This window comes from Paraconexibacter antarcticus (assembly GCF_024220175.1).
Taxonomy (GTDB): Bacteria; Actinomycetota; Thermoleophilia; order Solirubrobacterales; family Solirubrobacteraceae; genus Paraconexibacter; species Paraconexibacter antarcticus.
Genome location: NZ_CP098502.1, coordinates 5,103,804 through 5,117,429 on the forward strand (window position 1 = coordinate 5,103,804; position 13,626 = coordinate 5,117,429).

Consider the following 13,626-nt stretch of genomic DNA (forward strand, 5'->3'; position numbering starts at 1 on the left):
GTACTTGCTTTTGGTGATCCTGCGGTCTGGCAAGGTGGGACTCCTGGAAGCCCTGCGACGACGCGTCGGCAGGGGTAGCTCCGTCAGAGAAGGCCGTGGAACCTTATCGCTCGATAAGCGTACGCGGCCCTATGGTGCCTGCGTGCCCAAGCGGCCAAGCTGGCGCGCCGCAGCCCGCAGAGCAGACGAGGCGGACGGATCCCCTGCGCGGGCCTGGTTTTTCGCCGCCTCGAGGGCCTCCGAGGGACCGTGTCCGACGGCCTGCGCGCCGGCCTCCCAGGCCGCGTCCGCGAGGTCCGCGTCGCCGGTCGCCTGGGCCTGCGCACCGAGGACGATCGTGTCTGCGAGGGCCGCGACGGCCTCGAGGTCACCCCGGTCGGCGAGCCGCGAGAGGCCGAGCGCGTACAGGCGGTCCCCGACGAGGAGCGCGAGGTCGGCGTCGGTCGTCGTGACGATCCTCGATCCCCCGCCCACCCCGTCCGCGACGTGCGTGAGGTGACCCTCGCGGACCGCCTCGACGATCTCGACGTAGGCCGCCGGGTCGCGGGCGGCGCGGGGCCCGGCGGCCGCCGCGTCCCCGTGCGGGGTCACGGTGCCGGGGGGCGGCGGGGCGACGGCCTCGGCGACGAGGCCGCCCTCGGCCTGGAGCGTCGCCGCGACGGCGGCGAGGGCGTCCGCGCCCGCGCCCGGGGCGCTCACCCCTTCACCTCGGCGAAGGCGGCCGCCGCGGCCTCGAGCGTGCGCTCCAGGTGCTCGGGCGTGTGCGCGAGCGACGGGAACCACGCCTCGAACTGGGACGGCGGCGCGTAGACGCCACGGGCCAGCAGGGCACGGATCCAGGCCGCGTGGGCGGCGAGGTCGCAGGCCTGCGCCCCGGCGTAGTCGTGGACCGGCTCGGCCGAGAAGAAGACGGTGAGCAGGCCGGGGACGCTGACGATCTGCACCGGGACGTCGCCGGCGGCGTCCCGGAGGCCGTGCACGAGCGTCTCGGTCGTCGCGGCCAGGCGCGCGTAGGCGACCTCGTCGAGCAGCCGCAGGGTCGTGAGGCCGGCGGCGACGGCGAGCGGGTTCCCGCTCAGCGTGCCCGCCTGGTAGACCGGGCCGGCCGGCGCGACGTGCTCCATGATCTCCCTGGAGGCCCCGTAGGCGGCCGCCGGGAGTCCGCCGCCGATGATCTTGCCGAGGACGGTCATGTCCGGCGTGACGCCCTCCCGCTCCTGAGCGCCGCCGGGCCCGACGCGGAAGCCGCTGATGACCTCGTCGAAGACGAGCAGCGCGCCGGTGGCGTCCGCCTGGTTGCGCAGGAGCTGCAGGAAGTCCTCGAAGGGCGGGACGAGACCCATGTTCGCCGGGTAGGGCTCGGCGAGGATCGCGGCGAACTCGTGCTCGGCGCAGGCCCGCACGACGGCCTCGCCGTCGTTCCAGGGCACGATGACGGTGTTCGCGGTCGCGGAGGCGCTCACGCCCGCGGAGGCGGGGACGCCGGCCGTCGCCAGGCCGCTGCCCGCCTCGGCGAGCAGGCCGTCGAGGTGCCCGTGGTAGGCCCCGGAGAACTTCAGGAGCTTCTCCCGGCCCGTCACGGCGCGGGCGACGCGGATCGCGCTCATCGCCGCCTCGGTGCCGGACGAGGTCATCCGCAGCATGTCGATGCCGGGGACGCGGCGGGCGACCTCCTCGGCGATCTCGACCTCGCCGGCCGTCGGGGCGCCGAAGGTCGTGCCGCGCGCGGCCGCCTCGGAGATCGCGGCGAGGATCTCCGGGTGCGCGTGCCCGTGGATGAGCGGGCCCCACGAGCAGACGTAGTCGACGAAGCGGTTGCCGTCGACGTCGAAGAGCTCGGCGCCCTCCGCGCGGTCGACGAAGAGCGGGTCGCGGCCGATCGCGCGCATCGCCCGGACCGGCGAGTTGACCCCGCCGGGGAGGCGCTGGACGGCGCGCGCGTAGAGCTCGGCGGACTTGGCGTCGGTCAGGGAGGCGGACATCGTCCCGCCACGGTACTGCGGACCCGTCAGACCCCGCCGTGCTCCCGTTCCCAGTTCTTGAAGTCCTCGGTGAAGTACAGGAGGCGGACCTTCTTGAACTCCGTCGACGAGTAGAGCGTTGCGCGGTCGGTGATGCCCGTCGACTCGGCGATCGAGTCGAGGACCGCGTCGCACTCCTCCTTCGAGCGGCCGTGGGCCATCGTGAAGACGGAGTAGCGCCAATCCTCGTACGTCGGCCGCTGGTAGCAGTGGCTGATGCCGCGGACGGCGGCCATGCGCGGGCCGATCTCGTCGATGCGGTCCTCCGGGACGTTCCACACGCCCATGCCGTTCGCGGAGAAGCCGGCGCGGCGGTGGTAGAGGATCGCGGCGACGCGGCGCAGGATGCCGCGCTCCTGCATCTTCGCGAGGTGGCCGAGCAGCGCGTCCTGGGTCCAGCCGAGCTTCGCGGCGGCCTCGGCGTACGGCTCGCTCACGACGGGCAGGTCGCCCTGGGTCGCGGTGATGACGTCGATGTCCGTCTGGTCGTAGCTCTGCATCTCGAGGTCGATCGGCGCCTCGGCGACGCCCTCGGTCGAGAGCGACTTCGTGTCGCCCTCCATCTCGAGGTCCATGCGGATCTTGAAGAGCTGGAGCGTCGGGAGCTGGCGGATCGACTCGGCGCCCGTGAGCTCCTGGAGGACGTCGAGCGTCCCCTGCAGGCCGAGCTTCGAGTCCTGTTCGACCGCGAGCGTGAACCACATGTTGAACTCGTGGTTGCGCAGGTAGTTGTGGGACACGCCCGGGTGCGAGTTGATGATCTTCGCGGGGGCCCACGGGTGCTCCGGGTCGACCTTCGCGGCGACGAGCATCGAGCCGTAGCCGAGCGCGCGCGTGTCGTAGATCGGCGTGACCTGGCGGATGATGCGGTCCTTCAGCAGGCGCGTGATGTCGGCCATCACCTGCTCCTCGGTGATGCCGAGGGCCTCCGCGACGCGCAGGTACGGGCGCTGGTCGAGCGGGAACGAGCCCTGCATCTGGTTGAGGAGCTTCCGGTCCAGGTCGCTCAGCGGGACGGCGGCGCCGTCGTTGCGGGAGCGGATCTTGGGGACGGCGGTCTTGTCTACTGAAGCCACAGCGCGGCGTCCTTGGCGTGGTAGGTGATCACGATGTCCGCCCCCGCACGGCGGATGGCGGTCAGGGTCTCGAGCACGACGGCGCGCTCGTCGATGTACCCGGCGGCTGCAGCCGCCTTCACCATCGCATATTCCCCACTGACGTTATACGCGCATACGGGCATCCGGGACGCCTCCTTCACGCGCCAGAGCACGTCCAGGTAGGGCAGCGCGGGCTTGACCATGAGGATGTCGGCGCCCTCGGCGGCGTCGAGCAGGGACTCGCGGACGGCCTCGTCGCCGTTGGCCGGATCCATCTGGTAGCCGCGCCGGTCGCCCGCCTGCGGGGTCGAGTCGGCGGCCTCGCGGAAGGGGCCGTAGAAGGCGCTCGCGAACTTCGAGGAGTAGGACATGATCGGCGTGTCCGTGAAGCCCGCCTCGTCGAGGGCGGCCCGGATCGCGCCGACCCGGCCGTCCATCATGTCGCTCGGGGCGACGATGTCGGCGCCGGCGGTCGCCTGGGCGACGGCCGTGCGCGCCAGGAGGGGCAGCGAGGCGTCGTTGTCCACCGTCGTCAGGCCCGCGGACGTCGTGCAGAGCACCCCGCAGTGCCCGTGGTCGGTGTATTCGCAGAGACAGAGGTCGGCGACGACGAGCAGCCCGGGCACGTGCGCCTTGATCGACGAGATCGCGCGCTGGACGATGCCGCCGGCCGCCCAGGCCTCCGAGCCCTCGGCGTCCTTCTTCGCCGGGATGCCGAAGAGGACGACGCCGGCGACGCCGAGGCGCGCGCACTCCTGGGCCTCCGCGACCGCCTCCTCGACCGACAGCCGCTCGACACCGGGCATCGCGCCGATCGGCGCGCGGCCGGGCTCCTCGTGGACGAACAGCGGCAGCAGCAGGTCGCCCGCGTCGACGCGCGTCTCGCGGACGGCGTCGCGCAGCGCCGGCGTGGCGCGCAGGCGGCGCAGGCGGGTGGCGGGGAAGGGCACCTCCACAGGGTAGAGGCGCGATGGCCTCGGCCGCCGCGGACGCCCGTCAGGCCTCGGCGGCCCGGCGCGCGTGCCACTCCTCGGCGGTGAGGGCGAAGATGTCGTGGTCCTCCCAGACACCGTCGATCATGAGGTAGCGCTGGGCGGTCCCCTCGTGGCGGAAGCCGTTCTTCTCGACGACCCGTCGGGAGCGGACGTTGCGGGGCATGATCGCGGGCTGGACGCGGTGCAGGCCGGCGTGGCGGAAGGCGAACTCGACGACGAGGCCGAGGGCGGCGCTCGCGTGCCCGAAGCCGCACGCGTCCTCGCTGATCCAGTAGCCGACGGTCGCGTTCTGCCACGCGCCGCGCACGACGTTGCTCAGCGCGACGCGGCCGATGAGACGCTCGCGCCGGCCCTCGTGGACGGCGACGACCGCGAAGGCGTAGCCGAGGCCGGACGTCCAGGCGTCGCCGTCGAGGGTGATCTCGCGCGACTGGGCCGCGCGGGTGAAGAACGACTCCTCGCGGATCGCCTCGAACGGGGCGAGGAAGCCGCGGTTCTGCACGCGCAGGGCGAGCAGCGCGTCGAGGTCGGCGCGGACGAGCGGGCGCACCGCGGTGACGCCCTCCTGCAGCCGCAGCCGGGGGACCTGGAGCCTCACGTCCGGGCTCCGAACCGCCTGAGCGCGAGCCGCGCGAGCGCCGTGTAGGCGAGGACGAGGATCGTGAGGTGCAGGAGCGACTGCCCGAGCCCCGGCGCCGCGTCGTTGAGACCGGCGTCGAGCGCCTGCAGGGCCGCCTTGAACGGGAACAGGGCGCTGATGACGCGCACCGCGTCGTAGGCGCCCTTGCCGACCGACCCGCTCGGGACGAGCGCGAGCGCGGCGACCGGCAGCGAGAGGAGGAAGGCGAGCAGCGAGGAGGCGCGCACGTCCCGCGTCAGCGCACCGATCGCCACGCCCATCGCGCCGAAGCCGAGGCCCCCGGCGACGAGCGCGAGGAGCCACTGCGGGGCGCGGCCGAAGCGCACGGGCTGGAAGAGCGACAGCAGCAGGACGAGCGCCAGGGCGATCACGGCGGCGACCGCCGCCCCGAGGATGACCTTCTCGGTGACGAGGACGGTCCGGCTGACGAGCCCGCGGACGAGGCGGCCGAAGGCGTGCTCCTCGCGTTCGAGCGCGAGCATGCCCGCGGCGACGAGCAGCCCGACGAACATGAGCGCGATCGTCACCGCCGCCGCCACGGCGTACCCGTCGAGCGAGCTCGTCCGCCCGTCGACGGTGTGCACGTCGACCTTGATCGGGTTCGAGATCGTCGAGAGCACCGGGGCCGACAGCCCGAGGTTGTCGATCGCGAGCTGCGCGAAGCGCGCGACCTGCCTCACCGCCTCCGCCTTCGCGCTGCCCTTCGGCAGCGCCGCCGCGACGCCACGCAGGATCGCCGCCGACCGCTGGAGGCCGAGGACGTCGAAGCCCTGGCCGAGGATCTTGAAGCTCCCGCCCTTCAGCAGGACCGTGAGGTACTGGGCGGCGACCTTCGTCAGCTCGCCGCTGAGCGCCAGGTTCGCCTTCGCGAGCTGCGCGTTGATCGTGTTCTCGACGTACCGGCGCTTCAGCGGGTTGTCGGCGGCGTAGTAGACCTCCAGCGTCGGCTTCACCGGGCTGCCCGACAGCGACACCGCGGACTGCAGCGCCGCCGTCACGCCCTTCGGGACGATGAGCGCGGCGACCGCCTCGCCGTCCTTCACCTTCCTGATCGCCTCGGCGCGGGAGCTCACGCGGATGGGGTCGATCGCCGTGAACAGCCGGTTCGCGTAGCTCGAGGCGTCGAGCGACTTGCCCGCGACGCTGAACGTCCCGCCGCCCGGCGTCACCTCGTTGAGGAAGGCGACCTTCGGCTTGCTCGGCGGCCGGCTCACCGCGTACCCGACCGGCAGCCCGATGACGATCGCGTAGAGCGCGAGGAGGACGACGAGCAGCGGCGAGCGCCGGAGGATCTGCAGGTCCTTCACGAGGAGGAAGCGGAGCGCCGACACCGCTCAGTGGCCCCGCTCGTGGAGGAAGCGGACGAAGGCGGCCTCGAAGTCGTGGAAGCCGTCGACGGCGTCGACGAACTCCGCCGGGGTGCCGCCGAACAGCAGCTCCCCGTCGGCGAGCACGAGCACGCGGTCGGCGTACCGCTCGGCCTCCCCGACGTTGTGGGTCGTGAAGACGACCGTCGTCGCGTCCTCCTTCGCGAGGCCGGACACGAACGACCAGAGGATCTCCCGCTGGCGCGGATCGAGCGACGAGGAGGGCTCGTCGAGGAGGAGCACCGGCGGGCCGGAGAGCAGCCCGACCGCGATGTTCACCCGCTGCTGGTTGCCGCCCGAGAGCGCGCCGAGCTCGTCGGACGCGCGCTCCTCCAGGCCGGTCTGGGCGAGCATCCGGGTGACCGTCCCCTCGACGTCGTCCACCCGCTCCAGGCGGGCGAAGAGGCGGAGGTTCTCGGCGACCGAGAGCTTGCGGTAGACCGCCGCCTGCTGCGGGACCCAGCCGACCTCGCGCGCCCCGTGGGAGACCGACCCCTCGCTCGGGGGGAAGAGCCCCGCGAGGATCGAGAGGAGCGTCGTCTTGCCCGCCCCGTTGGGGCCGATGATCGCGACGATCTCGCCGGGCTCGGCCGCGAAGCTCACATCGCGGAGCGCGGTCCGGCTGCCGAAGCGCATGACGATGCCGTCGGCAGCGAGGAGTCCCGTGCTCACCGGCGAGAGGCTACCCGCCGCCGGGCGAGGCGCGGACGGTGAGGCGCGAGGGATCGTCCGGATCGCCCGCGTGCTGCTCGTCCCCGACGAGCGGCGGCGGCGCCTCCGTGGCGGCGGGCGTCGTCGTCGTGTCCTCGGCGAGCGGGTTGGCCGCGTCGTTGCCCGGCGGCTCCTCGCGGGCCCGCTCGGCGGCCTGGGGCGGGCGATCGCCGGCCCGGCGCCCCACGAGCTCCGGAGCCGGCGTCACCGTCCACGGCTCGAGGACGAGGTGGCGGCGCAGGTAGTCGAGTGTCTCGCGCGTGATCGCGGCGACCGGCAGCGCGAGGAGCGCCCCGACGAATCCGGCGATCTCCGCGCCGACGAGCAGCGAGAAGATGACGAGCAGCGGGTTGATCCGCAGGGTGTGGCTGAAGATCTGGGGCGCGACGATGTGCCCCTCGATCTGCTGCAGCGCGATGAACAGGATGCCGACCCAGACCGCGGTGATGGGGTCGGTGAAGAGGGCGACGAGCAGCGGGGGCAGCGCGCCGAGGAACGGCCCGACGAACGGGACGAGCTCCATGAGCCCGAAGAAGATGCCGAAGGCGAGGGCGTACGTCTCACCGAGCGGGAAGATCCCGAGCAGGCCGAAGACGTAGAGCGAGAGCCCGGCCCCCGACCCCATCGCGACGCTGAACATGAGCTGGCCGCGGACGTAGCCGGCGACGGCCTTCTGCACGCGCGTCGGGTAGTCGTCCTCGGGGCTCCCGTCCCCCGGCGGCATGATCCGCCGCACGAGGTCCCCGATCCGCTGCCCGTACAGCAGCATGTAGATGCTGAGGACGAAGATGAGGATGAGGCTCAGCCCGGCCGTGACGATCTTCGTCGCGATGTCGGTCCCGGTCGAGACGAGGCTGTCCGTGCCGCCGAGGACCCGGGCGCTCAGCGTCTGCAGCGCGGTGTCGCCCTGCTTCGTGATCTTGACGTGGATGCCCTTGTGGTTGAGCGTCTTCTCGAACTGGGCGAGGTTCTTGTTCGCCGACTTCTCGATGCCGGGCACGGCCTTCTGGAAGGACTTGACCTGGTTCGTCGCGGGGGTGGCGAGCAGGAGGCCGGCCGAGAAGACGCCGCCGAAGAGCAGCAGGTAGACGACGCCGACCGCGACGCCGCGCGGGACCCGACCGCGGTGCACGACGCTCACGAGCGGGTTGAGGATGAGCGCGATGAGCCCGGCGACGATGAAGAGGAGCAGGACGCCGCCTGCGGCGCGGGCGAGCACCCACAGCGCGAGGACCCCGATCGGCAGCATGACGAGCTGGACCCAGCGGGCGACGACGACCGGCGGGACGGCGACCCCTGACCCGGGCACCGGGTCGTCGGAGGCCGCGGACGAGCCTCCGCGGCGCGCCGCGGCAGGGACCTCCTCGTCTGGTGCGGGACCCTCGGTCATGGCGCGCTGTCACGATACCTCTCGATGCCGACTGCCCCGACACGGATCCTGTTCATCGGAGACCTCGTCGGCGGGCTGGGGCGGAGGACGCTCCTGGGCCTCCTACCCGGACTCCGCGCGGCGCACGCACCGACCTTCGTCGTCGTCAACGGCGAGAACGTCGCCGGCGGCCTCGGCATCACCCCGAAGATCGCCGACGAGCTCTTCGCGGCCGGCGTCGACGTCATCACGCTCGGCAACCACACCTACCACCGGCGCGAGATCTACCCGTACCTCGACGACCACGACGCCATCCTGCGCCCCGCGAACTACCTCGCGACCCAGCCTGGCCACGGCCACTGCGTCGTCGAGCGCGACGGCGTCCGCCTCGGCGTCGTGAACCTCAGCGGCAACGTCTTCCTCCGCGCCGGGCGCCCCGCCTTCACCGAGGTCGACTCGATCCTCGGCAGGCTCGAGGGGAAGGCCGACCTCGTCCTCGTCGACATCCACGCGGAGGCGACGAGCGAGAAGGTCGCGCTCGGCTGGTACCTCGACGGCGAGGTCACCGCCGTGGTCGGCACCCACACGCACGTCCCCACCGCGGACCTGCGGGTCCTGCCGAAGGGGACCGCGTACATCACCGACGTCGGCATGACCGGCCCGCGCGGCGGCGTCATCGGCGTGAAGAAGGAGCAGGCGATCGAGTCGCTGCGGACGATGATGAACGTCCGCTTCGACACCTCCGAGGAGGACCCGTGGCTCATGGGCGTCCTCGTCACCGCCGACCCGGACCGTCCCGGGCGCGCGCTGTCGATCGAGCAGCTCCTCGTGCCGTGGGACGGCACCGCCCCCGCCGCCGACTGACCTGCGCGGTGCCGGGCCCCGGACGTCTCAGGCGGCGGTGACGACGGGCGCGCCGACGAGGCCGCCGTCGTGGGCGGGCGCGGGCGCGGCGGGGCGCTCCTCCCCGCCCCGCGCGAGCGACGCGACGATGACGAGCGGGAAGAACCACACGATGTAGAGGTAGAACCAGTGGGTGACGCCGCCCTGCAGCGCGATGACGATCGCGCCCGCGCAGGCCGCGAGCCCGGCGATGTCCTCGCGGCGGGGGGCGGCGGCGAGCCCGACGGCGAGGAGGACGGCCACGCCCTGCCACGCGTGCTGCAGGCCCGGGAGGTCGTAGAGGCCCCAGATCGAAAACGGCGAGCCGCGCGAGGTCTGGAAGCCGAGCGTCCGGTCGTAGACGAGCGACGGCGACTGGTGGTGCGCGATGACGGGGTAGAGCGCGACGATCGCCATCCCGGCGAAGGCGAGGCAGAAGACGAGCAGCGTGCGCGCCCGCGCGCCGAGCCGGTCCGCGCCCTGAGGGCCGCCGAGCGCGTGCGTCGCGAGGAGCGGGGCCACCGCGAGCGTCGCGAACTTCGTCAGGCCGCCGAGCGCGGCCATCGCCCCGCGGCGGGCCGGGTGGGCGGCGGCGAGCAGCGCCGCGACGAGGAAGACGGCGACGAGCGAGTCGTTCGAGTTGCACATCAGCGCGTACATCGAGAACGGGAACGCCGCCCAGGCGTAGGCGAGGAGGACCCCGAGCGAGGGGCCGCGGACCATGCGCCCGAGCAGGAAGAGCAGGAGCATGGCCAGCAGGTCGAAGGCGATCGCGGCGCCGTGGGCGGCGGGCAGGTCGTCCCAGCGGCCGGACCACCCGAGGACCGCGCGGAACGGGACGTACGCCGCGTAGGTCACCGGCCCGTACGTGTCGCCGTGCTCGTTGTCCTTCGGCCAGTCGCCGTAGAGCTTGTCCGAGTGGATGAGCTTGTCGGCGCCGATGACCCCGGAGTAGCCGACGTCGATGACGTTCGAGCTGGTGATGTTCAGCCCCACGCGGAAGCCGACGAGGAAGACGAGGCCGATCGCGAGCCACGTGACCGGGACCGCCGTCGGCAGCGGGCCGCGCCGGTCGCGCTCGGGCCGGGTGCCGAGGCCGATCCACAGCATCCGCACGAGCAGGTAGGTGAGCAGCGGATAGGCGAGCGGGACGCTCACGTCGATCTGCGCGTCGTTGAAGTACGCGACGCTGATGCCGAACGCCGCGAGGACGCAGACGTCGAGCATGAGCCACGTCGGCCGCCACCCGCGCCGCGGGCCGAGGAACGGCGCGAGGAAGAGGAGCGTCATCGGGAGCCAGACCCACGGCGAGTTGACCTTGCGCCCGAACGCGCCGGCGTAGCCGCGCGCCATCGACCAGGCGACCTTGAACCCCGTGTAGCTCTCGGTGACCTTGCCGGTCGCGTCCTCGATCGTGACCTGCCCGACCTCCTTCAGCGGCTTGGACTTCGCGTAGTAGCTCACCTGCCAGCGCTGGCGGCCCTTCAGGAAGATCCCCGGATAGGCGCCGATGTACTGCTTCTTCATCGCGATGATGTTCGGCTGGCGGTCGGCGATCGCCTGGACCTGGACGCTCGTGAGCTTGTGGCCGGCCGGCGGCGTGTCCGGGGTGGGTGGCGTCGTGAGCGCGTTGCCGTCGGCGGCGCCGGCGGGCTGACCGGGGGCGGCGGTCGCGATCGGGGCGGTGTCGGCGGCGGCGACCGCCGGGACGAGGCCGAGGAGGCCGGCGGTGAGCAGGAGGGCGAGGAACGCGGTGACCGCGCGCGCCCGGCTCACCCCCGGAAGCTCCAGAGCTTGTTGCCGAGGAAGTTCAGCGGCGTCGCCGTGACGATCGCGATCGCCTGGGCGGGGACCTCGGCCATCCCGGCGCCGGCGACGAGCGCCTGCAGGATCCCGAGGCTGACGAGGAAGGCGCCGACGCTCACGGTGAAGAAGCGGGCGGCCTGGAAGCCGGCGTGCCCGTCGGAGGCGCCGAAGGTCCAGTGGCGGTTCCACCAGAAGTTGTTCAGGACGCCGGCGAGGAACGCCGCGACGGCGGCGACGTGGTAGTCGACCGACAGCCCGTGGACGACGAGCGTGAAGACGGCGAGGTTCACGACGTAGCCGCTCGCGCCGACGACGCCGAACCGGAAGAGCTCGAACCAGTTGCCCCGGGTCCGCATCCCGTGCCCGATCCTCAGCCACCACGGCCGGTTCGCCCGCTCGATGCGCAGTGCCTCGGCCTGGGCGTCCGCTTCGGCTTCGGCCTGGTCGACCATCAGGCCAGGGTACCGGCGAGGGACGCGAAGTGGCTGAGGACCATCGGCGTGATGTCGACGATGGACCACGACCCGTCGCGTTCCCGCGCCGCCGGGGGCTGCACGCCGTGGAAGACGAGGGCGCCGAGGGAGTCGACGGCATGGAGCGAGCCGTGCGAGCCCCCGCCGATGTGGTGCTGGCCGCCCCAGTCGGGGAACTCCCACCCGGGCGCGGCGCTGAGGAGCACGTCGCCGGACGTCGGGCAGGTGAGCGCGGCCCACGCGCGGGCGAGCGCGTCGGGGTAGGCGGGGCTGTGGAGCTCGCCGCCGTCGACGGCGGCGCCGAGGACCGCGAGGTCCCCCTCGATCGCCCAGCGGCCGCCGCGGACGTCGCGGACGAGCGCCGCGGACGGGCCGCCCTCGGCGCCGGCCGCGGCCGCACCCGCACCCGCACCCGCACCCGCACCCGCACCCGCACCCGCACCCGCACCCGCGGGGCGGAAGCGCAGCGTGCCGGAGGCCCCGGCGATGACGCCACCGGTCCCGCCCACCCGGCCGCGGTCGAGGTGCAGCGCGAGGTCGACCCCGTCGGTCCTCAGCGCGGTCGCGACGAGCTCGGCGGTGAGGCCGGCGCGCGCCAGCGGGTCGTCGGCGAGGACGTAGAGCTGCGCGGAGCGCTGCGACGGGCACAGGGCGATCCGCGCCTTGCCGGCGCCCCGGCCCGACGGCGGCAGGATGTCGAACGGCGCGAACGCCTCCTGGAAGGCGATCGTCCGCTCGACCGGCGCGTGGGAGTGGTCGGCGACGACGATGACGGCGTGCGTTTCGAGGAAGGCCTCGACGCCCCCGCCCGCGTGCATGAGCCGCTCGAGCTGGCGGTCCGCCGCCTCGATCGACTCGATCTGCTGGTGCGGGCCGGCCTCGTGCGAGTGCGTGTCGTTGTCGGGCAGGCTGAAGAGGAGGAAGTCGAAGAGGTCGTGCTCGACGAGGTAGGCCCCGACGCAGCCCGTGTGCTGGTCGCGCAGCCCGGGCATCGCCAGCCGCGACCAGCAGCCGGTCTTCCGGCTCGCGTACACGTCCGCGTAGAACAGCTCGGTCGGCCCCTTCACCGTGCGCCGCATGACCTGCGAGGTGACCTTCGTGATCGGCGTGTCGCGCGCGGGCCGGTGCTCGTGCCGCCCGCGGAACATGAGGTACGTCGTCCCCGCGGTGCGCAGGCCCTCGTCGTCGAGCGACTCGAAGACCGTCTCCACGTGGGCGGGCAGGTGGACCGCGTTCATGTTGTAGACGGTGTCGATGAGCTGCTGCGCGACGCCGAACCTCCGGACGGCCTGGAAGCTCGACCCGTACTCGACGTAGCGGGACTCCTCGCGGGAGTACCAGTTCATCGCGGGGATCCGGTGCTCGTCCTGGAGGCGGCCGGTCGCGATCGACGCCGCGCACACGGGCGTCACCGACGGGAACGCCGCGCAGCAGGACGGGACGTACGTCCCGTGCTCCATGAGGTGCCGGAGCACCGGGGCGCGCCCCGCGGCGACCGCCCGCTCGAGCTCGGACGGCTTCAGGCCGTCGATGACGGCGAGGACGAGCTTCTGCCTGGGAGTCGACGGAGCGTTCATGAAGTCGGGGGTGGGAGAACCGAGCCCCCTGGGCGAGGTTCTCCCGGCGGTAACACGAGGCGCAGCCGAGGGTTACCGCAGAATCCGCAGGCCGGCGTACTTCTCGCCCTCGCGGCGCCTGCCGCCGCGCAGGAGGAAGACGCAGAGCCCGACGCCGACGAGCCCGACCGGCGGGGCCGCGACGCTCAGGCCCGCGAGCGCGAGGGCGATCGCCTCGGCGTAGAGCGGGAGGGTCGACGCCGTCGCGGTGTCCAGGCGGGCGCGCACGCGGCCGAAGAGGCCGCTCGCGGCGAGCGTCGCGAGCACGGCGAGCAGCGGCCCGGCGAGGAGCCCCGGCCACCAGACGTCGAAGCGGTCGTCGAGCTGCCCGGCGAACTCGAGCGCCGCGAGCACCGCGCCGACGGCGGTCATCGCCTGCGCGGCGGCGCCCGCCTCGAGCGCCTTGCGGCCGGCGAGCGAGGCGACGAGGAGCACCCCCATGGCGGCGATCCACACCGGCGACTCGAGGAACGCGAAGCTCGTGCCGCCGAAGTCGACGCCGAGGTTCGCGGCCGCGAGGACCCCGACGACGAGCGCCGGGAGGAAGGGGCGGACGCCGATCGCGGCGGCGACGCCGGCGGCCTGGAGGATGTCGAGAAGAAGGTTCATGCGGTGCGGCCCAGGGGGCCGAACCGCCGGGAGTTCGCCG

General features: G+C 73.1%; 13 protein-coding genes. 1 reads left to right on the forward strand and 12 read right to left on the reverse strand.

What is annotated here, in order from left to right:
• Nucleotides 1-129: 129 nt before the first annotated feature.
• From NBH00_RS25010 to NBH00_RS25045, 8 genes are read right to left on the reverse strand one after another with little or no spacing between them, the layout of a single operon-like run.
• The gene (locus NBH00_RS25010) at nt 130-699 is read right to left on the reverse strand and encodes a hypothetical protein (protein ID WP_254571281.1); all 570 of its coding nucleotides are present in this window, start codon (nt 697-699) and stop codon (nt 130-132) included.
• Nucleotides 696-1,982: a glutamate-1-semialdehyde 2,1-aminomutase gene (gene hemL, locus NBH00_RS25015; protein ID WP_254571282.1), complete on the reverse strand. Its 1,287-nt coding sequence runs from the start codon at nt 1,980-1,982 to the stop codon at nt 696-698. Before hemL ends, NBH00_RS25010 begins: the two co-directional genes overlap by 4 nt.
• A 26-nt stretch (nt 1,983-2,008) precedes the next feature.
• Entirely contained in the window at nt 2,009-3,097 is a 1,089-nt protein-coding gene (ahbA, locus tag NBH00_RS25020) for a siroheme decarboxylase subunit alpha (RefSeq protein ID WP_254571283.1), read from the reverse strand.
• The gene (gene hemB, locus NBH00_RS25025) at nt 3,085-4,068 is read right to left on the reverse strand and encodes a porphobilinogen synthase (protein ID WP_254571284.1); all 984 of its coding nucleotides are present in this window, start codon (nt 4,066-4,068) and stop codon (nt 3,085-3,087) included. The genes ahbA and hemB overlap by 13 nt, the downstream gene beginning before the upstream one ends.
• A gap of 46 nt (nt 4,069-4,114) precedes the next feature.
• Nucleotides 4,115-4,711 (reverse strand): GNAT family N-acetyltransferase, encoded by a 597-nt coding sequence (locus NBH00_RS25030; RefSeq protein WP_254571285.1) that lies wholly within the window; start codon nt 4,709-4,711, stop codon nt 4,115-4,117.
• Nucleotides 4,708-6,084: an ABC transporter permease gene (locus NBH00_RS25035; protein ID WP_254571286.1), complete on the reverse strand. Its 1,377-nt coding sequence runs from the start codon at nt 6,082-6,084 to the stop codon at nt 4,708-4,710. The genes NBH00_RS25030 and NBH00_RS25035 overlap by 4 nt, the downstream gene beginning before the upstream one ends.
• Nucleotides 6,085-6,087: 3 nt before the next feature.
• The gene (locus NBH00_RS25040; RefSeq protein WP_254571287.1) at nt 6,088-6,792 is read right to left on the reverse strand and encodes an ABC transporter ATP-binding protein; all 705 of its coding nucleotides are present in this window, start codon (nt 6,790-6,792) and stop codon (nt 6,088-6,090) included.
• A gap of 10 nt (nt 6,793-6,802) precedes the next feature.
• Entirely contained in the window at nt 6,803-8,221 is a 1,419-nt protein-coding gene (locus NBH00_RS25045; protein WP_254571288.1) for an AI-2E family transporter, read from the reverse strand.
• A 24-nt stretch (nt 8,222-8,245) separates the two neighbouring features.
• Between NBH00_RS25045 and NBH00_RS25050 the strand changes: the two genes are divergently transcribed.
• Nucleotides 8,246-9,064, forward strand: a complete 819-nt coding sequence (locus NBH00_RS25050) for a TIGR00282 family metallophosphoesterase (RefSeq protein ID WP_254571289.1) — start codon at nt 8,246-8,248, stop codon at nt 9,062-9,064.
• Between the two features lie 27 nt (nt 9,065-9,091).
• On the opposite strand, the gene NBH00_RS25055 is transcribed toward NBH00_RS25050, so the two are convergent.
• The 4 genes from NBH00_RS25055 to NBH00_RS25070 form a co-directional block, all read right to left on the reverse strand.
• Nucleotides 9,092-10,858, reverse strand: coding sequence for a hypothetical protein (locus NBH00_RS25055; protein ID WP_254571290.1), 1,767 nt, complete (start codon nt 10,856-10,858; stop codon nt 9,092-9,094).
• Nucleotides 10,855-11,340: a GtrA family protein gene (locus NBH00_RS25060; RefSeq protein WP_254571291.1), complete on the reverse strand. Its 486-nt coding sequence runs from the start codon at nt 11,338-11,340 to the stop codon at nt 10,855-10,857. The genes NBH00_RS25055 and NBH00_RS25060 overlap by 4 nt, the downstream gene beginning before the upstream one ends.
• Nucleotides 11,340-12,938, reverse strand: a complete 1,599-nt coding sequence (locus NBH00_RS25065) for an alkaline phosphatase family protein (protein WP_254571292.1) — start codon at nt 12,936-12,938, stop codon at nt 11,340-11,342. The genes NBH00_RS25060 and NBH00_RS25065 overlap by 1 nt, the downstream gene beginning before the upstream one ends.
• Nucleotides 12,939-13,010: 72 nt before the next feature.
• Nucleotides 13,011-13,586, reverse strand: a complete 576-nt coding sequence (locus NBH00_RS25070; RefSeq protein ID WP_254571293.1) for a DUF4126 family protein — start codon at nt 13,584-13,586, stop codon at nt 13,011-13,013.
• Nucleotides 13,587-13,626 lie beyond the last annotated feature (40 nt).

What these genes read in the sequence shown, in the direction of transcription:
- hemL (WP_254571282.1), bottom strand. Translation starts at nt 1,982, where the DNA reads ATGTCCGCCTCCCTGACCGACGCCAAGTCCGCCGAGCTCTACGCGCGC.
- NBH00_RS25045 (WP_254571288.1), bottom strand. Translation starts at nt 8,221, where the DNA reads ATGACCGAGGGTCCCGCACCAGACGAGGAGGTCCCTGCCGCGGCGCGC.
- NBH00_RS25050 (WP_254571289.1), top strand. Translation starts at nt 8,246, where the DNA reads ATGCCGACTGCCCCGACACGGATCCTGTTCATCGGAGACCTCGTCGGC.
- NBH00_RS25060 (WP_254571291.1), bottom strand. Translation starts at nt 11,340, where the DNA reads ATGGTCGACCAGGCCGAAGCCGAAGCGGACGCCCAGGCCGAGGCACTG.
- NBH00_RS25065 (WP_254571292.1), bottom strand. Translation starts at nt 12,938, where the DNA reads ATGAACGCTCCGTCGACTCCCAGGCAGAAGCTCGTCCTCGCCGTCATC.
- NBH00_RS25070 (WP_254571293.1), bottom strand. Translation starts at nt 13,586, where the DNA reads ATGAACCTTCTTCTCGACATCCTCCAGGCCGCCGGCGTCGCCGCCGCG.